This is a genomic window from Sanguibacter sp. TS_SC_8 (genome assembly GCF_055361235.1).
On the sequence record NZ_CM143955.1, the window covers coordinates 2,801,505 to 2,825,372 of the forward strand.

Sequence of the window (23,868 nt, forward strand, 5' to 3'; positions counted from 1 at the left end):
CTCGAGACGCGTGGGACATGCCCAGCATACCCTAGGGGGTATCGACGCCCATGCCCTCGGCGGCGAGCGCGTCCGTGAGCAACCCGACCAGGGCTTCGAGCTGCACACTCGTCGAGGAGGTGACGTCCTCCTCCGACGCTCCGTCCAGCGCCCGGGCTGCCAGCCCCGACTTGCTGTCGATGAGCGTGGCGATCCTGGGGTCGATGGTCTGCGCGGCGATGATTCGCCAGGCGGTGACGGGCTCGGCCTGGCCGATCCGGTGGATCCGGTCGATGGCCTGGGTCTGCTCGGCATAGGTCCAGGACAGCTCGGCCAGCACGAGGTTGGAGGCGACCTGGAGGTTGAGCCCCACGCCTGCGGCCGTCAGGGAGCACACCACGATCTGTACGTCCGGGTCGTGGACGAACGCGGCGATGTTCTTCTCGCGCACCTTGGGCGTCTGGTCACCTCGGATCGAGGCGTAGCGGATGCCACGCTGGGCAAAGGTCTGCTCAGCCTGGTCCATCACGTCGACGTGCTTGGCGAAGAACACCACCTTGCCGACGTTGCGGGCGAGCTGCGCGGCGTAGTCGGCGGCCAGCCCTGCCTTGGCCTGGCCGATCCGGCGGACCATCGTGAAGACGTTCTCGCCGGTGGTCTTCGAGCTCGAGTCCTTGAGCTCGGCCGCTGCCACCCGGCGGGCGAGCTCGTGGTCGATCCGGTTGACGACGGCTGCACCGGGGGTACGGGCCTCGACAGCCGAACGGTAGCGCGCGACCATCCGCCCGGCGAGGGCGGCCTCGGCGGCGCGGATCGAGCGGCCGGCCGCGCCGTCGAGCTCGACCGGCAGGTCTGCCACCCGGCGGGCGGGGATGTCGGCGACCACGTCGACCTTGCGGCGACGCACGATGCCCATGTTGATCACGCTGGTCCGCGCGGCGGCGTAGAACCCCGGGTCGGCCGGGGTGAGCCCGGTGTCCTCGAGCGCGGCCTGCAGCTTGCCGAGCGGCACCGTGTCGTCGATCCAGCCGAGGAACTGCCAGATCGCACGGAAGTCTTCGATGTCGTTGATCAGCGGGGTCCCGGTGAGCGCCATGAGCAGCGGCCGGGCGGTACGGGCACGGATCCGCTCGGAGAGCGCCAGGACGTGCTGGGAGCGCTGGGAGGTCTTGTTCTTGATGAAGTGCGCCTCATCGACGATCATGCCGCGGAAGCCGAGGTCGCCGAGCCACCCGACGTGCCGGTCCAGGAGCTCGTAGTTGACGATGACGATGTCGGCGAATCCGTCGACCCGGTCGCCGTCGCCATGGATCACCGTGGACCGGCGCGACGGCGTCCACAGGTCGACCTCGTGCGCCCAGTTCGTCTTCACCACGTTGGGCACCACGACCAGCAGAGGGTAGGCGTCGGCCGTCCGGGCGGCGAGCAGCGCCTGAGCGGTCTTGCCGAGCCCGGGCTCGTCGGCGAGCAGGAACGTGCGATGGCCGCTGGCCGTCGCCGCGACGACCTGGGACTGGTGCGGCATGAGCTCCAGGCCGGGGGGAACGGGCACCGGGCGCGCCGCGGGCAGGGGCATGCAGGCGGGCGCACCGGTCGCGGCCTTCTCGAAGGACCGGAAGAGGGGTTCGAGCAGCTCCCAGCCGGCCAGTCTGCGGGCCCGTGGAGCGGTCCGCGCGGCCGCGGCCTCGAAGTCCGGGGCCAGGAACGGGTTTGCGAGCTGTCGCGAGATCACCGACCGGGGCACGACCTGGTTCACGGCGCCGCGCACCGGCACTGTCGGGGCGGTGGGCGCGGTCGGCGCCGTCGGCGCGGCGGGTGCGGGCTCCTCGGGCGGCTCCAGCCCGCCGGCGCGCATCAAGGTCACCTTGAGGGCGCGCGCCGCGCTGGAGACTCGCGCATCCTCGGCGAGCAGGTCGAGCAGGGAGGTGTCCCGGGCAGCGGTCTTGGCCAGCTGTGTCGCCACCTCGTCGAGCCGCTTGAGCTGTTTGGCGCGCCCCGCGGTCGGGCCGGCGTCGGCCATCACCCGGGCCCGCTCCTCGCGCACGAGCAGCGCCACGACCTGGAACTTGGTGCGCACCGACGGGGGCGTCGGGGGGCGCTTCACAGCACTGTCGACCTCGCGGGCGACCTCGGCGAGCACTGGGACGAGCCCCTGCTCGGTGGAACGCGGGGCGCGACGGCGCTGTGCGCCGGGATCAGTGCGCGTGCCACTGGGCCGGCGTTGGTGCGGTCGTGCCACGGCTCCTCCTTCTCGCGCATCCCCCGCCGCGACTGCAGCGCAGCGCGCCGTGCCGGACCGTGCCGGTCGTGGCCGGTCGGTCGGGCGTCGGACTCCGCACAGCGTCCTGCGCCGCCCGCGGGCCCCAAGATGGCCTCTGACCAGGTGTTTCTCGTGGAGCTGAGGGGACTCGAACCCCTGACCCCCTGCATGCCATGCAGGTGCGCTACCAGCTGCGCCACAGCCCCAGGATCTCCGAAGAGCTCCCGCGCCCCGTTCCCGGAGCGTCGCAATCCTAGGCCCAAGTTCGCTCAGGTCCCAATCGCGGCCGGCTGCCTCCCCGGGCCGACGCCTCAGAGGTACATCCCCGGCGACGGCCGGGACGGACGCTCGGCGAGAACGGCCGGCACGTCGCGGGCAAGGATGGTCCTGATCTGCTCGGGCGATGGGTCCTCCAACGCCACGATCCGCTCAGCCTGGATCGAGACGGTCTCTTCGAAGACGTTGCGGACGAACCGGCCGTTGCCGAAGCCCGCGGGGCGCGGCGCCGGGAAGAGTGCACGCACCCGCTCCTCGACGCCGTCGCCCAGGACGAAGCCCTGCTCGCCGGTGATGAGGTGGAAGATCCGCACGAGCTCGGCGTCGTCGTAGTCGGCGAAGGTCAGCGTCTTGGGGAAGCGCGAGGCGACGCCAGGGTTGGAGGTGAGGAACCGCCCCATCTCGGCCGGGTACCCGGCGACGACCACGACCACCTCGTCGCGCCGGTCCTCCATGAGCTTGATGAGCGTCGCGATCGCCTCGGCCCCGAAGTCGCGGGAGGAGTCCGCCGGGATGAGGGCGTAGGCCTCGTCGATGAACAGGACACCGCCGGAGGCTCTCTCGAAGACCTTGCGGACCTTCGGGGCGGTCTGGCCGATGTACTCCCCCACGAGGTCCATCCGGCTCACCTCGACGAGGTGGCCGCGGGTCAGCAGGCCGAGCTGGGCGTAGGTGCGGGCGAGCAGCCGGGCGACCGTCGTCTTGGCCGTGCCGGGGTTCCCGGTGAAGACGAGGTGCCGGGAGCGGCCCGAGTCGGGCATGCCCGCCTTCGCGCGGAGCTGGTCGGCCTTGGCCTCGGACTCCAGGCGGCGCACCTGCTCCTTGACCGGCCCCAGGCCGATCAGCTGGGCGAGCTCGGCCTGCGGGTCGCCGATCTCCACCTCGTCAGGGTCGACGTCGACCGCGTCGTCCTCGCCCTCGGCGCGCAGCCCGACGCTGAGACCGGCGTCACCCGCGCTCGCCGCGGCGGCGCTCTTGAGGGCGAAGTCAGCGGCGAGCGGGTTGCGGACAGTCCGGACGGTGTAGGTGTCCTCGACGTCCTGGAGGAACCCCAGGGTGTTGGGCGCCCACGAGGTCCGCGGCGTTCCCGGCAGTCCCGCCAGGGAGACCGCAGTCTGGCTCATCGCCTGCATCCAGGCTCGGCACGCGTCGATCTCGCCCGCCGCCAGGCCGCGCGCGACCCAGTCGCGGGTCCTGACGGTCCACTCCCCCTTGTCGAAGGAGGAGCGCCGATCGGTGAGCAGGGAGTCGATCCGGGTCCAGCGCGCGGCGCCCAGGGCGTGGGCGGCCGCGGCTGGGAGCGAAGCGAGTCCGTCCGAGAGCGCGACGGAGGCGATGAGGTCCTCGACCGGCTCCGAGCGCCCCAGGCGCGCGGCGAGGTGCTCGTGGACGGCCTCCAGGCCGGCGAAGGACCAGGCGAAGGTGTCCGTCCACCCCCCGAGCTCGGGAAGCTGGGCGCGCTCGTCGCTCGTCAGCAGATCCTTGCGCCACATCCGCGTGATCTCGGCGTAGTCACCGAACAGGTGGGTCATCCGCAGCTCGCGGGTGTCCAGCACGCGCTGGAGGACGCCCTGCAGGGCTGTACGACGCCGCGCGAAGGGAGCGACGTCGTTGAACACCGCGAGGGCCTCGAGGGTGAGGTCCAGGGCGTCCAGGCGGGCCTCAGGGTCTGTGCCGGCGCGGTCCACCATACGCAGCGGCCAGTCCGTCTGGGTCCCGATGTAGCGGTACACCGGGCTCGGCCCCAGGGTGATCGACGCCGGGAGGACGTCCCCCAGGATCGTGTGCGGGAAGGTCGCGGACCCCGCGAGCAGCGCGCTCCACCCGCCCAGCCGCTCACCGAGCGTGCAGAGGAACAGGGCGATGTGGGGGGTCCCCGCCGGCCAGTCGCCGATCGCCTCGGCCAGGCGCCCGCCACGCGGGTCCTCGGCGAGAGCACGCACCCGGGCGTGCGTGCGGTCCCACCATCCGTCGGGGATCTCCCACGGCGCCTGGTCGCCCACGATGTCCAGGTGGGGACGCGTGGACATGAGGACGGTGAGGTGGTCAGGCAGGACCAGGTGGTTCACGGAGGACTCCAGGTCGCGGCAGCAGGGCAGCAACACGATACCCAACCCGCACGACAGCACCCCTCATCCCCCGTATCGTGATGAAGAAGCCGCAACTCGCCCACCCGGAGGAGAACGGTCATGGCATCCGCCGCGCAGCCCACCCCCGACACCACGATGCGGGCGATCACCCAGGACACCTACGGCTCCGCCGACGTCCTGCGGCTCGCGCGGATCCCCCGCCCCGAGCCCGGCAAGAACCAGGTGCTCCTGCGTGTGCACGCGGCGGGCCTCGACCGGGGGGTGTGGCACCTGATGACCGGTCGGCCCTATGTGGCTCGCCTCGCCCTGGGTCTGCGCCGCCCGCGGACCTCGGTGCCCGGGTCCGACGTCGCCGGGACCGTCGTGGCGGTCGGTGCGGGAGTGAGCGAGCTCTCCGCCGGCGACGAGGTGTTCGGCGAGGGGAGGTCGACCTTCGCCGAGTACGCCGTGGCGCGCGCGGACCGGCTCGTCCGCAAGCCGGCCGGGCTCACCTTCGAGCAGGCCGCCGTGGTCCCGGTCTCCGGAGTCACCGCGCTGCAGGGCCTGCGCGACGTCGGCCGCCTCGAGCGAGGCCAGACGGTCCTCATCACGGGCGCCTCAGGGGGCGTGGGCAGCTATGCGGTCCAGCTGGCCAAGGCCTTCGGCGCGGAGGTCACGGGGGTGTGCAGCACCGCGAAGGTCGACTTCGTGCGGTCCCTCGGCGCCGACCACGTCCTCGACTACACCCGCGAGGACTTCGCGGACGGCGCCCACTACTACGACCTCATTCTCGACGTCGCCGGGAATCCCCCGCTGTCCCGGCTCCGCCGCGCCCTCACCCCGTCCGGGACCGCGGTCATCACGGGCGGCGAGGAGGGCAGCGACCTCGGGGGCGGCCTGCACCGACAGCTCGGCGCTCTGGTCCTCTCCCCGTTCGTGCGCCAGCGGCTGGCGGCATTCGTGGGCATCGTGCGCGCCAGCGACCTCGTCCAGCTCACCGAGTTCCTCGAGGCGGGCATCGTGACGCCGCCGCTGGACCGGACGTTCCCTCTGGACCAGGCCCCGGAGGCGCTGCGGTACCTGGCCGCCGGGAAGGCGCGCGGGAAGGTCGCCATCACGATTCGACCCCAGCCCCGAACCGCGCGGTGACAAGCACCTTGATCGAGCGGCTCTGCGTGCCGATGGCTGGGTATGGGTCGGAGGAGCGTGGCAGGTCGGCGGATGAGCACCGGTGAGACCGGCGTCTCCCCCGTCACCTGGTGGGGATTTGCCTGTGAGCAGATGGTCGGTGCGGTTCCCCCGCCAAGCGCCACTCACCCGCGTGCTCGCCGCGCGCTCCGAGTGGGTGTTCGCCGGGTCCAGGTCGCACCGGAGGGCGTGTCGTGGCGCACCCTCGCTGGGCGCAACGGATCCATCCCTGCCGCACTGGTGTCCGAGGTGCGCCTGGCAGAGGTCGCGTCCGACACGAGACCATATTCTGCCGTCGCCGCCTACGCGCTGGTCCTCGACGTCGACGGCGCAGCCCTGCTCAGAGTCGCTGCAGGCGGAGGACACACACTGTCAGGGGCGAGGAAGCAGCGCCGGCTGGCCCGTATGTGGACGCCGCTCGACGTCCCAGTCACGCGGCGCTCCGACCTCTTGAGCCGCCCGAAGGATCTCCGGCGATGCTGGCCCGAGGCATTCTCGTGGGTGCACGCGTACCCGGTGGTCGCGACGACGATAGCGGTCGCGCTGTGGATGGCGCTCGCTGTCCCGCTGCTGGACCATTTTCTCGGATCCTGACAGCTCACGAGCCGTCACGATCGCGGCGATGATTTCCTCGCCGACACCCACTCCCTTCCTATCAACAAAGGTGAGGGAATCCTTAGGAAGCTTCGGTCAGCGCAGCCTTTCCTTGCTGGTATTGAATTGCATTGCTGCCTACGATTCTTTGTATGACGACCGCCGCATTCCGTAGCCCCGGCACCTCCCCGCGGCCCGAGGAAACCGTGCCGCAGCGCACTGCCGTCGCGAAGCCGGGACGGAGCCACGCGGCGAAGCTCAACTGGCTGCGCGCCGGGGTGCTCGGCGCGAACGACGGGATCATCTCGACGGCGGGCCTCGTCGTCGGCGTCGCGGGTGCGACGACCGCCGCTCCAAGGGCGTGTCGCCGGCCACCGCGAACACCGTCGCGGCCGAGCTCACGGCGCACGACCCGATCGCGGCGCACCTCGACGCCCAGCTGCGCCTCGACCCGGACGACCTGACCAATCCCGGCCACGCCGCCATCTCGTCAGGCGCCTCGTTCACGGTCGGGGCGATCCTGCCCATTCTCGCGATCGCACTCACCCCGGCCTCCATCCGCATTCCGGTCACCTTTCTCGCGGTGATTCTCGCCCTCGCCGTCGCGGGGAGCGTGAGCGCAGCACTCGGCAGCTCCGGCCACGTGCGCGCCGTCGCACGCCTCGTGCTCGGCGGGGCCGCCGCGATGATCGTCACCTACGGGGTCGGCAGCCTCATCGGAGTCACCGGGCTCGGCGGCTGACCCCGTAGGGATCGTGAGAGCACCACCCGGAACGGTCGGAGTCCTCGCGCTAGACGGCGTCGTCTTCACTGAGCAGGTCGCGGTCGACTGTCTCCGGTGCGAAGAGCGTGGTGCCGAACGTGATCGCCATGATCACCATCATGTAGATGGCCACCGGCCACCACGAACCGGTCGCCCACTGCACGAGCGCGGAGCAGATCAGCGGTGCGAGGCCGCCACCGAAGACGGAGGAGAACTCGCGCCCGATGGCCACACCGGCGTAGCGGTAGCGGGAGCCGAACAGCTCCGGGAAGTAGGCCGCCTGCACCCCGACGGTGCCCTGTGAGGCGACCATGAAGCCGATCACGATGACGATGCAGATGATCACCAGGTTGCCGGTGGTCATAAGCAGGAACGCGGGGGCGCTGAAGAGGAAGAGGAACCCGGTGGTGAACAGGTATGTCCGGCGGCGGCCGAACGTGTCGCTCAGGATGCCGAAGCCCACGGCGGAGAAGCACGCGCACACCGCTCCGATGAGGAGGAACTTCGGGATCCACTTGGGGTCCACGTCGATCTCGTTGATGAGGTAGGCGCCGGCGAAGACCTGGAAGATGTACGAGTGCGCATTGGCGCCGATGTTCATGAAGAAGATCCGGGCGAGGTGCTTCTTGCCGTTCTTCCAGACGTCCGCGACCGGGGACTTCTCCTTCTCGATGCTGCCCACGGTCTTGAGCTCTTCGAAGACCGGGGACTCCTTCACCTTGCGACGGATGACCCAGGCGGCGATGGTGACGAAGATCGAGCTGAAGAAGACCAGACGCCAGCCGTAGGACATCAGCGCCTCGTCGGACATGCGCTGGACGAGGATCCACACGACGGCGGCCATCGCAGCACCCGCTGCGGCCCCGACGAACACGAGCGACGCATACTTGCCGCGCTGCCCCTTGGGTGCGGTCTCCGTCAGCAGGACGATCCCGCTGGCCTGCTCAGCGCCTGCGCCGAACCCCTGGAGGAACCGGACCATGAGCAGCAGGACCGGGGCCCAGAGCCCGACGGCGGCATAGCTGGGCAGCAGGCCGACCGCGAACGTGGCCGTGCCCATGAGGAAGAGCGTGGCAACCATGACGAACTTGCGTCCGAGGCGGTCACCGTACTTGGAGAAGAACAGCCCTCCGAGCGGGCGGGCACCGAAGCCGACGAACAGCGTGCCGAAGGACGCGATGGTTCCGACCGTGGGGTCCAGGTTCGGGAAGAAGATCTTGCCGAAGATGATCGCCGACGCAGTCCCGTAGATCGTGAAGTCGAAGTTCTCCAGGGCTGTACCGATCCCACCGGCCCAGGCCGCGCGGCGAAGGTTCTGCGCGTCCGCCGGGGGAAGGACGGCGTCCGCCCCCTCGCGGGAGGTAGTCAGGATCTCAGTCACAGTGCACCGTTTCCGTGGGAGCTGGCGTGCCACGGGTGATCCTCGGGGAGGCCAGGCAGGCCGCACTGCGGCACCTCGTTCCGCTATGCGGAACAAGGTATCCTGAGGCTCACGGCAGCGACTGGGTCCGAGGTCCCGAGGGGTGGTGGCCGGGGCGCAGCATCGGTCGTCACCGACCGTCCTGGCTACCGCGCCCTGGCGGGTTCCGTCGTGGGTGCCACGCCCGTGACGGTCGTCAGCAGGAAGACCGAGTCCTCCTCCGCCAGCACCGCGTGACGCTGGTGCGTGAGCAGCACGACCTCTCCGGCGACCACGGCGGCGGCCTCCGCCCCGGTCACGCGCACCCGACCCACCAGGACCTGCAGGCTCGCTGCGTGGGGCGAGTTGTGCTCCGCGAGCTCGGTGCCCGCCACGAGCGCGATCAGGGTCTGCCGCAGAGGTCCGTCGTGCAGCAGCAGCTCGGCGCTGCGGCCGTGGTCCGAGGCACGAGCTGCGTCGAGGTGCGAGGGGGCAAGGACGCTGAGATTGGCCACGATTCCTCCGGGTGAGCGATGGGCGTGCAGGCCCGCGAGACAAGCCCACGGCATGAGCTGAGCATAGCGAGGCCACGGCCGTCGCAGGATGACGCCGCAGTGGGAGCGAACCGACTCGGCCCTCAAGACGTGAAAGATCCGTGCCGATGCCCCTGTCGTGACCTACCCGCACGGATCCGCGCCATACCCGGGACCGGCGTGCGGGTGGCTCGCCGCCCACGACATGGTGGTGTTCGCGGTGGTGGTGGGCGGGATTCTCGCCACGCTCACGGCGTGGATCGTGCTACCGATCCGGCGTGACCGCCGGCGGTCCCGGGAGGTCCACCGGTGGGCACGTAAGCACGGGTGGAACGTTGAGCCGGCGCAAGCGTGGACGGTCACCCGCGGAACGGAGGTTCTGCACGGAGCGGTCGACGGCATCCCGGTGACCTCGTCCACCACGGAGTACGACCCCGACTGGCGCCGAGGGATCGATACGACCCGGTACAGGCACCTCCTCATGAGCCCGGTCCACGCCAACCTCCCGGTGCTGACGATGGTTCCGACGGGAGGTGTGCGGCGCCCGCCCGCCGGGCCGGACGACGGCACGCGCCTGCGGTTCGAGTGGGCGGAGTTCGACGCCGGCTGGCAGGTGCAGTGCGCGGATGCGCAGTTCGGGCACGGTTTCTGCCACCCCCGCGTCATGGAGCGGTTGATGCGGCCCGACGTCGCTGGTCTGAGCATCGTTGTCGCCGGCGGCAACGTGGCAGTGCACGCCCCCGGCCGGACGAGGCTCGAGACCGTCGAGGCTCGTGCGGCAGTGCTGGCCGACCTCGTGCGCCTGGTCCCGCCCTACCTCATCATCGAGCACCGCACGGAATTCTGGTCCCGGCCCGGCCTGCGGACGCCGGCGAAAGTGCTGCGTGGAGCCGTTCCCGGTGAGACCACGGGATGGCCCACGGTGGTGATGACCACGATCGTCCTCGGGTGCGTCGCCTGGTTCGTCGTGGTGATGGCTCTTGCGGGCGCGGTGTCGGTCGCTCTGTGCACCGTCGGGGTGGTCGCGGCCGCCAGCGCGCCCCCCGTCCTCAGGAGCCGTTCCGTGCGGCGCCTGCGTCGGGGCTCGCAGCAGCTGCGTCGACGCTGAAGCTCCAGCCGCCGATCATCGTCATGACTGGGTAGAGGCAGGCCGGCGCGGTCTGATGCGACAGAACGGGTGAGTTCCAGTTGACGTGTCGTGTCCCTCTGAAGGAGATGCCGATGCCCTCACCCACCGTGACAACACCGACTCGCAGTTGTTTCCTTCGTCAACAAAGGTGAGGGAATCCTTAGGAAGCTTCGGTCAGCGCAGCCTTTCCTTGCTGGTATTGAATTGCATTGTTGCCTACGATTCTTTGTATGACGACCGCCGCATTCCGTAGCCCCGGCACCTCCCCGCGGCCCGAGGGAACGGTGCCGCAGCGCACTGCCGTCGCGAAGCCGGGACGGAGCCACGCGGCGAAGCTCAACTGGCTGCGCGCCGGGGTGCTCGGCGCGAACGACGGGATCATCTCGACGGCGGGCCTCGTCGTCGGCGTCGCGGGTGCGACGACCGCCCTCGCACCGATCCTCACGGCCGGCATCGCCGGACTCGTCGCCGGCGCCGTGTCGATGGCGCTGGGCGAGTACGTCTCGGTCAGCAGCCAGCGCGACGCCGAGCGCTCTCTGATCGCCCGCGAACGGGCCAGGCTCGCCCAGGACCCCGAGGCCGAGCTTGTGCAGCTCGCTGCGATCTACCGCTCCAAGGGCGTGTCGCCGGCCACCGCGAACACCGTCGCGGCCGAGCTCACGGCGCACGACCCGATCGCGGCGCACCTCGACGCCCAGCTGCGCCTCGACCCGGACGACCTGACCAATCCCGGCCACGCCGCCATCTCGTCAGGCGCCTCGTTCACGGTCGGGGCGATCCTGCCCATTCTCGCGATCGCACTCACCCCGGCCTCCATCCGCATTCCGGTCACCTTTCTCGCGGTGATTCTCGCCCTCGCCGTCGCGGGGAGCGTGAGCGCAGCACTCGGCAGCTCCGGCCACGTGCGCGCCGTCGCACGCCTCGTGCTCGGCGGGGCCGCCGCGATGATCGTCACCTACGGGGTCGGCAGCCTCATCGGAGTCACCGGGCTCGGCGGCTGACCCGCGCACCTCACCCGTCGGGAGTCCCATGTTCGACACCATCGCCGGCCTGCCGCTGCACCCTCTCGTCATCCACGCCACCGAAGTCATCGTGCCGGCGGCAGCCCTCGCCGCCACGTTCGCGGCGCTCTGGCCGCGCTTTCGCCGCTGGGCGGGTCTCCTGCCCGCAGGCCTTGCGCTCGCGGCGCTCGTGCTCATTCCCATCTCGGAGCAGTCCGGAGAAGCCCTCGAGGAACGTGTCGGCGAGTCGGCCCTGGTCGAGGCCCATGCGGAGCTCGCCGAGGGGCTCCTGCCCTGGGTGGTTGGCCTCGTCGTCGTCGCGGCCCTGCTCGTGTGGTGGTACCGGGGCGAGCGCTCAGCGCCCACTCGACGGGCACCGCGCTGGGTCGCCGTCGCGCTCGCGGTCGCGGCCCTTCTCACCAGCACCGGAACGACGGTGCAGGCGATCCGCATCGGGCACAGCGGTGCAGAAGCCGTCTGGTCGCAGGACGTCGCCGACTAGCCTCGGCGCTGGTGAGTGAGCAACGCGACCTCCTCGGCGCCCATCGCGGCGGTCTCCGCCCCGGTCACGCACACCCGCAGGCTGGTCCACCCGACGTTCGGGTTGCCGATCATCCCGGAGGTGGTGAGATGAGTCTCGGCGCCCACAGACATCGATCCCGGTGCGCCACCCGCGGTACCGCTCCCCGACTTCACCGGCACAGACCTGTCTCCCCCGCGAAAGGCCGCCGACATGCGTGGTCGCCTCAGCCAGCAGCTGCTCCCCGAGGTGCAACGACGCACGCTCGACGAGCTCACCGCCGACCTCGACCTGACGGCGGGTGATCACGAGTCGAAGCGATCGGCCTTCTGGACGATGCTCGTGGTCTCGGCTGTCGTAGCGGCAGCAGGAGTGTTGTCGGACTCAACCGCGACCGTCATCGGCGCCATGATCATCGCGCCGCTGTCCACCCCGATCATGGGCATCGCCCTCGGGGTGGTGCTCCGCGACTCCCACCTGACCGGTCGCGCGGTGCGCTACGTCGTGCTCGGCGCGGGCCTCGTGGTGCTGATGGGTGTGGTCTTCACGTTCGTGGTGCCGGGCGACGAGAACCTCTTCACCAACACCCAGATCACCGGGCGCACGTCCCCCGGGCTGCTCGACCTCGTGGCGGCCGTCGCCACCGGTGTTGCCGGTGCCGTGGCGCTCTCCCGGCGCGACGTTGCGGTCGTTCTGCCGGGGGTCGCCATCGCCATCTCCCTGGTGCCGCCCCTCGTCGTCGTGGGTGTCTGCCTCGGTCAGGGGTCGATCGTGCTGGCGATCGGTGCTCTCGTGCTGTTCCTGTCGAACTTCGTCGCACTGGTGCTCGTCGGGATGCTGGTCTTCACCGCTGCCGGCTACGCGGCCGAGGGATCGACGGCCAAGGTCCTGTCGCAGCAGCGGGCCTATGCCGCCATCGGCGTCCTGCTCGTCCTGGTGCTCGTGCCGCTGGTGGCCAACACTGCGTTCACCTATTTCGTGGCCCTGTGGACCCACCGCGTGCAGGTCACCGCAGATGAATGGATCTCCACGGTTCCCGGCGGGCTCGTGGACGGCGTCGAGCTCGTATCTGGCTCCTTCTACGTGCGGGTCCGCACGCCGGAGGATCTCCCGGACCTGGACCACCTGATGACCAACCTTCAAGGTCAGGTTCCGGACGGGATGACTGTCGTGGTCACGACCTTGCGCGGTGAGGACCTGGACGCCGCGGTGGTGGGCGCCCAGGGCCCCTGAGCCCCGCCTCGGGCGTGTCAGGTTGACACGGAAGATCTGGTCTGGCCCTCCCGCGTGGTCTGATGCGACAGAACGGGCGAGATCCAGTTGACTTGTTGTGTCCCTCTGAAGGAGATGCCGATGTCCTCACCCACCGTGACCACTGCGATGCCCATCGTCCCCGTCCCCGCCGACCGCGCCCGTTCGCTGCGCCGGGCCAACCTGCTCGCGTCGTTGGTGCACGCTGTGAGCGCCGCCGCGGTGCTGGCGCTGGCGAACGGGTTCACGCTTCCCGTCACCGGGACCTACCTCGTGGGGCCGCCCGGCTCGGCCGGTGAGAGCGTCACGGTGTTTGACCTGTCCGTGGCAGGAGCCGTCGCCGGGTTCCTGCTGCTCTCGGCTCTCTTTCACCTGCTGGTGAGCTCCCCATGGTTCTTCGGGCGCTACCTCGATGGTCTGGCGCGGCGGCGCAACGTCTTCCGGTGGGTCGAGTACTCCCTGTCGAGCTCGCTGATGATCGTGGTGATCGCCCAGCTGTGCGGGATCACGGACATCGCGGCGCTGCTGGCGATCTTCGGCGTCAACGCGTCGATGATCCTCTTCGGCTGGCTGCAGGAGACCTACCACGAGCCCGGGGACGGCGGCTGGCTGCCGTTCACCTTCGGCTGCATCGCCGGAGCAGTCCCATGGTTGGCGATCGTCGTCTACGTCGCCGCCCCCGGGTCCACCTCGGCCGCGCAGCCACCGGCGTTCGTCTACGCGATCATCGTGTCGCTGTTCGTGTTCTTCAACGTCTTCGCCGTCGTGCAGTGGCTGCAGTACCGCCCGGTCGGCCGGTTCGCGGACTACCTGAGGGGCGAGCGCGCCTACATCGTGCTGAGCTTCGTGGCGAAGTCCGCCCTGGCCTGGCAGGTGTTCGCCGGTACCCTCGCCCCATGAGCGGCGACGGCCCGGGCCACGCTTGTTCGGTGGAGCTGAGGGGACTCGAACCCCTGACCCCCTGCATGCCATGCAGGTGCGCTACCAGCTGCGCCACAGCCCCAGAGCCAGACATCGGCCCTGCACTCCGCATCGCGAAGCGTCGTCATCCTAGAACGAACTTGGCGCAGGTCCCAATCGCGGGCCAGCTAGGTCCTCCGGCGCGGAGCGGATGTGGCACGCAACGGGTGGGAGTAGCGTTTGTCGCAGCGAGGACGCCGATGTCGAGGATCGGGTGGTGGACGGATGGCCAAGACACTTCCTCCTCCCGGGCCGATGCCCGCGGGGCAGCACCCCGGTTGTGACACGTCGGGGATGATCCTCGTTCATCGCATCTTCCGCTGGCTGTATCGGGAGCTCCCCGTGCTGGTGCGCGAGGTCGAGCCCGGCGACACCGCACGCTCCGCGGTCGTAGGCCGCTACGCCCACCTCGACTTCTTCGCCCTGCACATGCACCACGAGACCGAGGACATGGTGCTGTGGGACAGGCTGGTCGCGCGTGACCCCGCCTGCACCCTGCACGTCGGTCAGATGCAAGCGCAGCACGCCGAGGTCGCGGTGCGGCTCGCGCGGATCGAGCCGCAGCTGGAGCCCTGGGTGGCCACCGCAGATCCCCGGCTGCGCGATGCCTTCGCCACCGACATCGAGAGTCTCCGCGACCTGCTGCTGGCGCACCTCGGGCAGGAGGAGGACGACATCCTCCCCGTCGCCGGGGAGGTGATGTCACAGCAGGAGTGGGACTTCATGGAGGAGCACACACGCGCCACCCTCATGGCGCACCGTAAGGAGCTCGGGAAAGACGTCATGTCGCTGCAGCTCGGTCTGCTCCTCGCGAGCGTCCCCGAGGACGAGCGGGAGGACTGGTTCCGCGCCAACGTGCCGGCCCCGATCCGGGTCCTGTACCTCCTCCTCATGAAGCGGAGATACGACAGCGCGATGCGGGAGCTCTACCCCGACCGTCCCGTACCCACCATGGTGTGATGCGGCGACCGGCGAGGCGGAGGAAACCATGTGGCGACGCGTGACGCTCGACGTCCACCTCGATCACCCGCCGTCGCGCGTCTACCCCTACCTCGCCGATCCGGGTCGGTGGCCCGAGTTCGCGCCTGCGGTCGACTCTCGCCGCCCGTTGGACAGCGGTCCGCTGCAGGTGGGGAACCGGTGGGCCGCCGTCGACCGCATCGGGCCGTTCCGCGTCCGGTTCACCGACGTGCTCGAGGTCGTCGAGCCTGACCGTCGGGTCGTGTGGCACTCGACGTCACCGTGGAACTCCCGCGTCGAGTACGTGTGCACACGCGACGCCGAGGGCACGCGCATCCATGCCGACTACGGAGGCGACGTCGCCTCCTGGCTCCGGCTGGTGGCACTCCTGCCGAAGCCCGTGCTGGCGCGGATCCTGCTGCGCGACTTCACCGGGCTCCGCCGTGAGCTCGAGGCGGCGGACCGGGCTCGCGCCCCCGGGAGCGACATGAACGGAGTGACATGAACGACGACGGGCCGTGCCCTGGCCTCCACGTGGAGACTCAGACACGGCCCTCGCCCTGCTACTTCGGTGGAGCTGAGGGGACTCGAACCCCTGACCCCCTGCATGCCATGCAGGTGCGCTACCAGCTGCGCCACAGCCCCAGAACCAGACATCGGCCCTGCACTCCGCATCGCGGAGCGTCGTCATCTTAGAACGAAGTCGGCTCCAAATTCCAATCGGGTCCCGCATTCCAGTGATCCAGCGGGAAACCAGCCCCGACGTTGTGGGCGACGAGCCGCCAGTCGGTGACCGACCCGGCGTGCGAACGCTCCAGGTGGCTCCAGTGGACGTTGTTCAGCCCGCTGATCCCCCGCCAGGTGTCCGGGTCGAGCCCGAGCAGCGCGGTGATGCCGAGAGTGATCGCGGCGCCGTGCGCGACGACGACGAGCGTGTCGGCACCGGTCAGGTCCGCCCCGTGCTCTCTCACGGCAGCGGCGACGCGCGCCGCGACAGCGGCCCGCGGCTCGACCTCGATACCTGTCGGGTCAGCGCCGCCGCGCCACTGCTCGAACTCCTGCGGCCACCCGGTGGCGATCTCCTCGCGGGTCAGGCCCTCCCAGATGCCGAAGCTCCGCTCGCGGAACCGCGGGTCGGCCACCACACCGGCGCCTGCGGCGTCGGCGTAGTGCTCTGCGGTCACCCAGGCCCGAACGAGATCGGAGGAGACCACCCGCGACGGCGCGTGCAGGCGGGCGAGCGCCTCGGCGCCGTGCTGGGCCTGCCACAGGCCCACCTCGTCGAGCGGGATGTCCACCTGCCCCTGCAGCCGGCCGATCGCGTTGTACGCGGTCCGGCCGTGCCGCAGGAAGATGACAGAGCCGACGCTCATACGGCGTCGTCCACGTCCGTCCCGGGGAGCGGGTATCCGTAGTCGTCCGGCTCGTACTCAGGGGCGGTGCCGTCGCCGCCACGGGCGTCCTCGGGCAGCTCGATGACCGGGCAGTCCTTCCACAGGCGCTCGAGGGCGTAGTACACGCGGTCCTCGGAGTGCTGCACGTGGACGACGATGTCGCCAAAGTCGATGAGGACCCAGCGGGACTCGCCCTTGCCCTCGCGGCGGATCGGCTTGACGCCTTCCTTGTGCAGGGCCTCCTCGACGGCGTCGACGATGGCCGACACCTGACGCTCGTTGTTGCCGGAGGCGATGAGGAAGACGTCGGTGAGGACGAGCTGCTCACTGACGTCCAGGGCGATGATCTCGGCAGCCTTGCGGTCCGAGGCGGCCCGGGCCGCGATGATCGCCAGTTCGATGGCTCGTTCAGTTGCCGGCACAGCTCTCCTTAGAAGTCATGGTCGTGCGGGGTGAGGTCGTACGGGGCATCGCTGACGATGCCGTAGCTCGCCGCCGATTCGGCAGGCGAGGCCGCGCCACGATTCTCCAGGCCGACCTTCCAGATGATCAGGCCCAGCACGAACGCTACCGCGACCAGTATCAGATAGTGCAACCAGGTGTACCTGTGGTCCGGCTCGTCGTCGTCGAAGTCGTCGTCGTCGTCGGCGTCGTCGTCCGCGGGGAGCGGTTCGGCCACAGGTGGCGACGTCGTGATCGCGGCCCACGCGGGCAGCTCGCCGGGGCCGCCGGGACCGCCAGTGCCAGGGAGCGCCGCCACCGGCTCGAAACCGGGTGCGGTCACGCGCTGGCGGAACAGCTCAGGTGGGTCGTTGGCTGCGCCCGGGTGTCCTGGAGCGGACACAGGCCTGGCCGACGTCGGGACGGGCGCCCACGCGGGCTGCAGGCTCTCCGGCCGGGCGGCCTGCTCCCGAGCGGCCTGCTCCCGAGCGGCCTGCTCGCGAGCCGCCTGCTCGCGCAGCAGCGGGGCGGACTGGGCGGTGGGACTGGCTGGCGGGGCCGGCGAGAAGGCCTGCGGTGAGACGGGCCTCTGCGTCGGCTGCTGGGGCTGGGTGGGCAGGCGCTGGACCGTCGGCGCGGGCGTGCGTTGGCTGGTCTGCGGGGCCGTGACGGAGGGGGGCCGGACAGGTTCGGGTCGCGCGGTCATCTGCGGCCGACCCGATCCGAGATCCCGGATCGCGGAGAGCGCACCGGTCTCGTCGATCGTCCGGATCCCGCTCGTCTGGGTCGGTGGGACGATGACGACGCGGTGCGAGGAGGTCTGCTCCCGCAGCGACCGACGGGAGGGCGCCGGCGTCGACGGCTGTGCGGGCGGCACCTGAGCGGGCGCGGCGCTCGGGGGCGCGCTGACCCGACCCACCGGCTGGCCTGTGGTTCCTGGGCGCTGCGGCAGGGCCGCACCCGCCTGGGAGAATCCGTGCGGGGCGGTCCGCGTCCGCATGGGCTGCGGCGTGCGCTGGGCAGCCGCCGGCGGAGCGGAAGGAGCGGAAGGAGCGGGCGGAGCCTGCACGCTCTGCGCCGGCGGGACCTGCCCGGCCGGCGCGGCGCTCTCTCCGGTCGCCTGCGCCGCGAGCTCGCGGAGCTGGCGCCGGGTGAGGGGGACCCCGTCGTTCGGATTCGTCATGACGCGACCTTCACAGCTGACTCCCGATACAGTCCATACTTCGCGATGTATTGCACGACGCCGTCCGGCACGAGGTACCAGACGGGGTCACCCGCCCTGGCCCTCGCACGGCAGTCCGTCGAGGAGATCGCGAGCGCCGGGATCTCCAGAACACTGACCACCGACGGCGGCAGCGCCGCGACGGAGATGGTGTGCCCAGGCCGGGTCACTGCGACGAAGTGTGCCATTCCCCACAGCTCCTCTGCATCCTTCCACGACGCGATCTGCTCGATCGCATCGGCCCCGGTGATGAAGAAGAGGTCGACGTCCGGACGCTCGCTGCGCAGGTCGCGCAGCGTGTCGACGGTGAACGTCAGTCCTGCGCGGTCGATGTCCACCCGGCTGGTCGTGAAGTCCGGGTTCGACGCCGTCGCGATGACCGTCATGAGGTACCGGTGCTCGGCCGGGCTCACGTCCTGGTCCTGCTTGAACGAGGGCTGGCCGGTCGGCACGAAGACGACCTCGTCGAGGTCGAACTGCGCGGCGACCTCGCTCGCGGCGACGAGGTGACCGTGGTGGATGGGGTCGAACGTCCCGCCCATCACCCCCACCCGTCGTCGCTGCACGGTCAGGTGCACAGGATCAAGGGGGTCGGCGGTCGTTGCCGTCAGTGACGCGTCCATACGCTGCGGAACGCGTAGGTGACCGCGAGCAGGGCGGCGAGGACGACGAACGTCGTCACCCCGAACGCGATGGGGTGCATCGGGAGGTGGTTCACGACCTCGGACTCTTCGGCGGCGGCCAGGACTGCTGTGATCACGTCATCCTCCAGAAGTCGCTCGTCGAACGAGCGGGTGTCGCACATCGCTGCCCCCGTGCGGGTGAGCAGATCTTGGCGCCCAGTCTCTCATGTTCTCTGTCGGCACTTCGACCCTCGAACTTGATGACCGGGCGCCTCAGGACCGGATCTGACCGTCGCCGTTGACGACCCACTTCGTCGTCGTCAGCTCGCTCAGCCCCATCGGCCCGCGGGCGTGCAGCTTCTGCGTCGAGATCCCGATCTCCGCGCCGAGCCCGAACTGGCCGCCGTCGGTGAACCGGGTCGAGGCGTTGACCATGATCGCGGCGGAATCCAGCTCGGCCACGAACCGCTCGGAGGACCGCAGGTCCGCCGTGACGATCGCCTCGGTGTGCCCCGACGTCCACGTCCGGATGTGCTCGATCGCCTCGTCCAGGTCGGGAACCACCCGGACGGCGAGATCGAGGGAGAGGTACTCCTTCGCCCAGTCCTCGTCGGTCGCAGGAACGACGGTCACGAGGTCGGGCACGAGCCCGCCGGCCACGGCCAGCGCGGTCGTCTCCTCGTCCGCGTGCACGACGACGCCCGCCGCACCGAGCGCGGCCAGCACGCCCGGCAGCACGGTCGGTGCGGCGGCCGCGTGCACGAGCAGCGTCTCGGCGGCGTTGCACACGCCCACCCGGTGCGTCTTGGAGTTGAGCACGATGTCGATCGACGTCTCGAGCCCCGCAGAGGCGTCGAGGTAGACGTGGCAGTTGCCCACACCCGTCTCGATCACCGGGACCGTGGACTCCCGCACGACGGTCTGGATGAGGTCCGCTCCCCCGCGCGGGACGAGCACGTCGACGAGCCCGCGGGCGTGCATGAGCGCGACGGCGCCGGGGCGCCCGTAGGCGTCGATGGACTGCACGAGGTCGGCCGGTAGTCCGCAGCCGACGAGGGCCTCGCCCAGGACTCGGACGATCACCTCGTTCGAGCTGGCCGCCGCGCTCCCCCCGCGCAGCACCACCGCGTTGCCGCTCTTGAGCGCGAGCCCGGCCGCGTCGACCGTGACGTTGGGGCGAGCCTCGTAGATCATCCCGACGACGCCCATCGGCACCCGGACCTGGCGCAGCCGCAGACCGTTGGGCAGCGTGGACCCGCGCACCACCTCACCGACCGGGTCGGGGAGAGAGGCGAGCTCACGCAGGGCGTCGGCGATCGCGACGGTGCGCTCGGGAGTCAGGGTCAGACGGTCGAGCAGCCCTGGGGAAGTACCCGCGGCACGTCCTCGCTCGACGTCGAGGGCGTTGGCGGCGACGATCTCCTCGCTCGAGGCGACGAGGGCGTCGGCGAGGGCGTGCAGAGCACCGTCCTTCGAGGCGCGCGTCGCCGTGGCCAGAGCCCGTGCAGCGATCTTGGCGCGGCGGGCGATATCGAGGACCTGTTCCTGCACGTCGCCCGCCCCGCCGTCGACACCGCCGTCGTGCGCCGTGGGAGACATGGTTGTGGACCGTTCTGCACCATCAGTCATCCCTCCAGGCTAGCGACCATCGGCGCGGGCGTCACCCACGTCCCGATGGTTGGGCCCGAGGACGTCAGCTCTTGCGCGGTCGGCGCACGAGGACGAGGTCGTCGCGGTGCACGACAGCGCGGTCGTAGCCCTCTCCGAGCATGTCGCGCAAGAACGTGGTCGAGCGTCCCATGAGCTCCGGGATCTCCCCAGCCTCGTAGGAGGACAGCCCCCGAGCCATGACCCGGCCGCGGTTGTCCACGAGCTCCACCGGGTCCCCCGACTCGAAGTTGCCCTCGAACCCGACGATCCCGGCGGGCAGCAGCGAGGCAGAGCCGCCGAGCACAGCACGCACGGCGCCCTCGTCGAGCACCAGGCGCCCGCGCACCTTGGCCGCGTAGGCGAGCCAGAGTCGACGCCGGCTCGTCCGTCTGCCGGTGGCGGGGAACCACGTCCCCACGTCCTCCCCGTCGAGAGCGCCCGCGGCATTCGCCGCGCAGGTGAGGACAACGGGGATCCCCGAGGCGGTCGCGATCGAGACGGACTCGAGCTTCGTGACCATGCCACCGGTTCCCATGGCGCTGCCGCGACTGGTGACCTCGACGTCCTCGATGTCACTCAGACTGTGCACCTCGGAGATACGCTCTGTGCCCGCGCGCGAGGGCGGGCCGTCGTACAGCCCGTCGACGTCGGTGAGCAGCACCATGGCGTCAGCGCGCACGAGGTGGGAGATCAGCGCAGCGAGGCGGTCGTTGTCACCGAATCGGATCTCGTTCGTCGCGACGGCGTCGTTCTCGTTGACCACCGGCACCACACCGAGGTTGAGGAGTCGCTCGAGGGAACGCTGAGCGTTGCGGTAGTGGCCACGACGCACCGTGTCCTCGGCTGTGAGCAGGATCTGCCCCACCGGGATTCCATGGCTGGCGAAGGCCTCGGTGTAGCGGGCGACGAGGAGCCCCTGGCCGACGGAGGCCGTCGCCTGCGCCGTGGCCAGGTCCTTGGGCCGGTCCGTGAGCCCCAGGGGGGCGAGGCCCGCCGCGATGGCACCAGAGGTGACGAGCACGACCTGGTAGCCGGCGGAGTGACGAGCCGCGATGACGTCGACGAGCGCCCTCAGGGCCTCGACGTCCAGACGTCCGTCTGGAGCAGTCAGGGAAGACGACCCGACCTTGATGATGATGCGGTGCGCAGAGCGCATGTGGTCGCGAGACTGAACGTGGGCTTTCTCAAGAGAGCTCATCAACCCATTCTCGCGCACCCAGGGCACGCGCCTACTTCGTGTCCAGATCGGGCTCTGTCCAGATGCCGGCTTCGCGCTCGGTCCACAGCTCCGCGCGGGCCTCGGCCTTGGCGTCCATCCGGGTGGTGTAGTCCCGGCGCTTCTCCTCGCGGGTGGGGCGCAGCGACTCCGAGATGCGCGCGTCGGTCCCACGGGGCCCGCCGAGCAGCTCGGCACCGGTGATGAGGGTGGGCTCCCAGTCGAAGATGACGGAGTTGTGCTCGGGTCCGATCCGGACCTCGTCGCCGGCCACCGCGCCCGCCTTGAACAGCTCTCGCTCGACGCCGAGCGTCCCCAGACGGTCAGCCAGGTACCCGACGGCCTCGTCGATCGAGAAGTCGGTCTGGCGGACCCAGCGCTCGGGCTTGACGCCACGCACCTCGTAGAAGGGGACTCCGCCCGACTCCTTGCGCTGGACGGTGAAGCCTGCGTCATCGACCGCCTTGGGGCGGATGATCGTGCGCGCTGCGCCCGGCTTGGGCGCGAACTTGCGTGCGCGCTCGACGTACTCGGCGAGCTCGTAGGTGAGCTTCTTCAGGCCCTCGTGGCTCGCCGCGGAGACCTCGAACACCTTGACGCCGCGTGCCTCGAGGTCGGGGCGGACCAGCTCGGCCAGCTCGCGGGCCTCGGGCACGTCGATCTTGTTCAGCACGATGAGGCGCGGACGCTCGGTCAGCGGAATTCGCACACCCTCGGCGTTGAGGTCGGGGGCGTAGGCCGCCAGCTCCGCCTCGATGATGTCCAGGTCGCTCATCGGGTCCCGGCCGGGCTCGAGGGTGGCGCAGTCGATGACGTGGACGAGCACCGCACACCTCTCGATGTGACGCAGGAACTCCAGGCCCAGGCCCTTGCCCTCGCTCGCGCCGGCGATCAGTCCGGGCACGTCGGCGACCGTGTAGCGCGAGCCGCCGGCCTGGACGACGCCGAGGTTGGGGATGAGGGTCGTGAACGGGTAGTCGGCGATCTTGGGGCGCGCGGCCGAGATCGCGGCGATGAGGCTCGACTTGCCGGCGCTCGGGTAGCCCACCAGCGCGACGTCGGCGATGGTCTTGAGCTCGAGGACGATGTCCACCTCGAAGCCCGGCTCACCGAGCAGCGCGAAGCCGGGGGCCTTGCGGCGCTTGGAGGCGAGGGCAGCGTTGCCGAGGCCTCCGTGCCCGCCGGCAGCCACGACGTACTCGGCGCCCAGGCCGACGAGGTCGGCGATGATGGTGCCTTCGGGGTCCTTGACGACCGTGCCGTCCGGGACTCCCAGGATGAGGTCTTCGCCGTTGTGACCCTCGCGGTGGTCTCCGGCACCCTGGGTGCCCGAGGTCGCGTGCCGGTGCGGCAGGTGGTGGAAGTCGAGCAGGGTGGTCACCTGGCCGTCGACGCGCAGGATGACGCTGCCACCGTTGCCACCGTTGCCACCGTCAGGTCCGGCCAGCGGCTTGAACTTCTCTCGACGGATCGAGGCGCATCCGTTGCCACCGTTCCCGCCAGAGGCGTGGAGCACTACACGGTCTACGAACGAAGCCATCGATCTACCAATCATCTGTCAAACGTGAATGAAAGAAGAGGGGCGCACCCTGCGGTGCGCCCCTCTCCCAAGAACTACGGTGCCTGAGTGGCTCAGACTGCTGCCTCGACGATGTCGATGACCTTGCGGCCACGACGCGTACCGAACTGGACAGCACCTGCGGTCAGCGCGAAGAGCGTGTCGTCTCCGCCACGGCCCACGTTGTTGCCGGGGTGGAAGTGCGTGCCGCGCTGGCGGACAAGAATCTCACCCGCGCTGACAACCTGACCACCGAAACGCTTGACACCGAGGCGCTGTGCGTTCGAGTCGCGACCGTTGCGCGAGGAACTCGCACCCTTTTTGTGTGCCATGGCGGAACCTGCTTTCCTGCTGAGAAGTAATTGAGGAGTCGTTCACAGCAGGCATCGCCCGCCGCGACGAGAAATCACTTGATGCTGGTGACCTTCAGGCGGGTCAGCTGCTGACGGTGACCCTGACGCTTGCGGTAACCGGTCTTGTTCTTGAACTTCAGGATGATGATCTTCGGACCCTTTTCGTCCCGAACGATCTCTGCGGTGACCTTCACCTTGGCGAGCGCTGCCGCATCGGTGGTCACCTTCTCCCCGTCAACCAGAAGCAGCGCGGGAAGTTCGATGGACTCGCCAGCGTCGCCGGAAAGTCGGTCGACGACGACGACGTCGCCAACGGAAACCTTCTCCTGGCGGCCACCGGCCTTGACGATCGCGTACACCACGTTGCTGCTCATCTCTCTTAGTCTCTGCGGCGTGCTCATCACCGAGGAAAACCTCGGGAGCACACGGGGACCAGCGCGCGAACACTCACGCGCCGACGATCAAGATTACGGAATCTTGCGCTCAGGGTCAAATGCCAACGAGGGCATCCTGCTTGCAGGGCCGATCA

25 protein-coding genes, 3 tRNA genes and 1 pseudogene are annotated in these 23,868 nt (G+C 70.0%); 11 read left to right on the forward strand and 18 right to left on the reverse strand.

Annotation, left to right across the window (positions count from 1 at the left end; genetic code table 11):
* Positions 1-31 precede the first annotated feature (31 nt).
* The 3 genes from ACWA15_RS12725 to ACWA15_RS12735 all read right to left on the reverse strand — a co-directional run bounded on the left by ACWA15_RS12725 (position 32) and on the right by ACWA15_RS12735 (position 4,584).
* The gene (locus ACWA15_RS12725; RefSeq protein ID WP_464055692.1) at positions 32-2,218 is read right to left on the reverse strand and encodes a DEAD/DEAH box helicase; all 2,187 of its coding nucleotides are present in this window, start codon (positions 2,216-2,218) and stop codon (positions 32-34) included.
* A 154-nt stretch (positions 2,219-2,372) separates the two neighbouring features.
* Positions 2,373-2,445 (reverse strand) — tRNA-Ala (locus ACWA15_RS12730).
* 105 nt (positions 2,446-2,550) lie between these two features.
* The gene (locus ACWA15_RS12735; protein ID WP_464055693.1) at positions 2,551-4,584 is read right to left on the reverse strand and encodes an AAA family ATPase; all 2,034 of its coding nucleotides are present in this window, start codon (positions 4,582-4,584) and stop codon (positions 2,551-2,553) included.
* 120 nt (positions 4,585-4,704) lie between these two features.
* On the opposite strand from ACWA15_RS12735, the gene ACWA15_RS12740 reads away from it, so the two are divergent.
* The 4 genes and pseudogenes from ACWA15_RS12740 (at position 4,705) to ACWA15_RS12755 (ending at position 7,108) form a co-directional block, all read left to right on the forward strand.
* Positions 4,705-5,733, forward strand: a complete 1,029-nt coding sequence (locus tag ACWA15_RS12740; RefSeq protein WP_464055694.1) for an NAD(P)-dependent alcohol dehydrogenase — start codon at positions 4,705-4,707, stop codon at positions 5,731-5,733.
* Between the two features lie 72 nt (positions 5,734-5,805).
* Positions 5,806-6,366 carry a hypothetical protein gene (locus ACWA15_RS12745; RefSeq protein ID WP_464055696.1) on the forward strand — a complete coding sequence of 187 codons (561 nt, stop codon included), beginning with the start codon at positions 5,806-5,808 and terminating at the stop codon, positions 6,364-6,366.
* Positions 6,367-6,518: 152 nt separating this feature from the next.
* Positions 6,519-6,677, forward strand: a pseudogene (locus ACWA15_RS12750) (VIT1/CCC1 transporter family protein); the annotation flags it as partial.
* On the forward strand, positions 6,629-7,108 hold the full coding sequence (locus ACWA15_RS12755) for a VIT1/CCC1 transporter family protein (protein WP_464059498.1): 480 nt from the start codon (positions 6,629-6,631) through the stop codon (positions 7,106-7,108). The pseudogene ACWA15_RS12750 and the gene ACWA15_RS12755, both read left to right, overlap by 49 nt.
* A gap of 49 nt (positions 7,109-7,157) precedes the next feature.
* Here the strand turns inward: ACWA15_RS12755 and ACWA15_RS12760 are convergent, their stop codons facing one another.
* Both ACWA15_RS12760 and ACWA15_RS12765 read right to left on the reverse strand, forming a co-directional pair.
* Positions 7,158-8,510, reverse strand: a complete 1,353-nt coding sequence (locus tag ACWA15_RS12760; protein ID WP_464055697.1) for an MFS transporter — start codon at positions 8,508-8,510, stop codon at positions 7,158-7,160.
* A 185-nt stretch (positions 8,511-8,695) separates the two neighbouring features.
* The gene (locus ACWA15_RS12765; protein WP_464055698.1) at positions 8,696-9,043 is read right to left on the reverse strand and encodes a cupin domain-containing protein; all 348 of its coding nucleotides are present in this window, start codon (positions 9,041-9,043) and stop codon (positions 8,696-8,698) included.
* 157 nt (positions 9,044-9,200) lie between these two features.
* Between ACWA15_RS12765 and ACWA15_RS12770 the strand changes: the two genes are divergently transcribed.
* From ACWA15_RS12770 to ACWA15_RS12780, 3 genes are all read left to right on the forward strand, one after another.
* Positions 9,201-10,169 (forward strand): hypothetical protein, encoded by a 969-nt coding sequence (locus ACWA15_RS12770; RefSeq protein WP_464055700.1) that lies wholly within the window; start codon positions 9,201-9,203, stop codon positions 10,167-10,169.
* Between the two features lie 251 nt (positions 10,170-10,420).
* Complete coding sequence (locus ACWA15_RS12775; protein WP_464055701.1) at positions 10,421-11,191, forward strand: VIT1/CCC1 transporter family protein; 771 nt, start codon at positions 10,421-10,423, stop codon at positions 11,189-11,191.
* A gap of 28 nt (positions 11,192-11,219) precedes the next feature.
* Positions 11,220-11,693, forward strand: coding sequence for a DUF2231 domain-containing protein (locus ACWA15_RS12780; protein WP_464055702.1), 474 nt, complete (start codon positions 11,220-11,222; stop codon positions 11,691-11,693).
* Here the strand turns inward: ACWA15_RS12780 and ACWA15_RS12785 are convergent.
* On the reverse strand, positions 11,690-11,839 hold the full coding sequence (locus tag ACWA15_RS12785) for a hypothetical protein (protein ID WP_464055703.1): 150 nt from the start codon (positions 11,837-11,839) through the stop codon (positions 11,690-11,692). The genes ACWA15_RS12780 and ACWA15_RS12785 overlap by 4 nt on opposite strands.
* 85 nt (positions 11,840-11,924) lie before the next feature.
* On the opposite strand from ACWA15_RS12785, the gene ACWA15_RS12790 reads away from it, so the two are divergent.
* Positions 11,925-12,944: a TIGR00341 family protein gene (locus ACWA15_RS12790; protein WP_464055705.1), complete on the forward strand. Its 1,020-nt coding sequence runs from the start codon at positions 11,925-11,927 to the stop codon at positions 12,942-12,944.
* A 120-nt stretch (positions 12,945-13,064) separates the two neighbouring features.
* Complete coding sequence (gene heR, locus ACWA15_RS12795; RefSeq protein WP_464055706.1) at positions 13,065-13,862, forward strand: heliorhodopsin HeR; 798 nt, start codon at positions 13,065-13,067, stop codon at positions 13,860-13,862.
* Positions 13,863-13,892: 30 nt separating this feature from the next.
* Here the strand turns inward: heR and ACWA15_RS12800 are convergent.
* Positions 13,893-13,965, reverse strand: a tRNA-Ala gene (locus ACWA15_RS12800).
* Positions 13,966-14,216: 251 nt separating this feature from the next.
* Here ACWA15_RS12800 and ACWA15_RS12805 point away from each other — a divergent pair.
* Both ACWA15_RS12805 and ACWA15_RS12810 read left to right on the forward strand, forming a co-directional pair.
* The gene (locus ACWA15_RS12805; RefSeq protein WP_464055708.1) at positions 14,217-14,882 is read left to right on the forward strand and encodes a hemerythrin domain-containing protein; all 666 of its coding nucleotides are present in this window, start codon (positions 14,217-14,219) and stop codon (positions 14,880-14,882) included.
* Between the two features lie 28 nt (positions 14,883-14,910).
* Positions 14,911-15,387: an SRPBCC family protein gene (locus tag ACWA15_RS12810; protein WP_464055709.1), complete on the forward strand. Its 477-nt coding sequence runs from the start codon at positions 14,911-14,913 to the stop codon at positions 15,385-15,387.
* A 67-nt stretch (positions 15,388-15,454) separates the two neighbouring features.
* Here ACWA15_RS12810 and ACWA15_RS12815 read toward each other — a convergent pair.
* The 11 genes from ACWA15_RS12815 to rplU form a co-directional block, all read right to left on the reverse strand.
* A tRNA-Ala gene (locus ACWA15_RS12815) sits at positions 15,455-15,527 on the reverse strand.
* Positions 15,528-15,574: 47 nt separating this feature from the next.
* The gene (locus tag ACWA15_RS12820) at positions 15,575-16,255 is read right to left on the reverse strand and encodes a histidine phosphatase family protein (protein ID WP_464055711.1); all 681 of its coding nucleotides are present in this window, start codon (positions 16,253-16,255) and stop codon (positions 15,575-15,577) included.
* Complete coding sequence (gene rsfS, locus ACWA15_RS12825; protein ID WP_093186205.1) at positions 16,252-16,698, reverse strand: ribosome silencing factor; 447 nt, start codon at positions 16,696-16,698, stop codon at positions 16,252-16,254. Before rsfS ends, ACWA15_RS12820 begins: the two co-directional genes overlap by 4 nt.
* Positions 16,699-16,706: 8 nt before the next feature.
* Positions 16,707-17,900, reverse strand: a complete 1,194-nt coding sequence (locus tag ACWA15_RS12830) for a hypothetical protein (RefSeq protein ID WP_464055713.1) — start codon at positions 17,898-17,900, stop codon at positions 16,707-16,709.
* The gene (nadD, locus tag ACWA15_RS12835) at positions 17,897-18,562 is read right to left on the reverse strand and encodes a nicotinate-nucleotide adenylyltransferase (RefSeq protein ID WP_464055714.1); all 666 of its coding nucleotides are present in this window, start codon (positions 18,560-18,562) and stop codon (positions 17,897-17,899) included. Before nadD ends, ACWA15_RS12830 begins: the two co-directional genes overlap by 4 nt.
* A complete protein-coding gene (locus ACWA15_RS12840; protein ID WP_464055715.1) occupies positions 18,547-18,699 on the reverse strand; it encodes a hypothetical protein in 153 nt (50 codons plus the stop codon). The genes nadD and ACWA15_RS12840 overlap by 16 nt, the downstream gene beginning before the upstream one ends.
* Before the next feature lie 136 nt (positions 18,700-18,835).
* Positions 18,836-20,161, reverse strand: a complete 1,326-nt coding sequence (locus ACWA15_RS12845) for a glutamate-5-semialdehyde dehydrogenase (protein ID WP_464059499.1) — start codon at positions 20,159-20,161, stop codon at positions 18,836-18,838.
* A gap of 94 nt (positions 20,162-20,255) precedes the next feature.
* A complete protein-coding gene (gene proB, locus ACWA15_RS12850; protein ID WP_464059501.1) occupies positions 20,256-21,368 on the reverse strand; it encodes a glutamate 5-kinase in 1,113 nt (370 codons plus the stop codon).
* A 73-nt stretch (positions 21,369-21,441) separates the two neighbouring features.
* The gene (gene obgE / locus ACWA15_RS12855) at positions 21,442-22,968 is read right to left on the reverse strand and encodes a GTPase ObgE (RefSeq protein ID WP_464055716.1); all 1,527 of its coding nucleotides are present in this window, start codon (positions 22,966-22,968) and stop codon (positions 21,442-21,444) included.
* Between the two features lie 92 nt (positions 22,969-23,060).
* Positions 23,061-23,318: a 50S ribosomal protein L27 gene (rpmA, locus tag ACWA15_RS12860; RefSeq protein WP_464055718.1), complete on the reverse strand. Its 258-nt coding sequence runs from the start codon at positions 23,316-23,318 to the stop codon at positions 23,061-23,063.
* Between the two features lie 74 nt (positions 23,319-23,392).
* Entirely contained in the window at positions 23,393-23,701 is a 309-nt protein-coding gene (rplU, locus tag ACWA15_RS12865; RefSeq protein WP_464059502.1) for a 50S ribosomal protein L21, read from the reverse strand.
* Positions 23,702-23,868 lie beyond the last annotated feature (167 nt).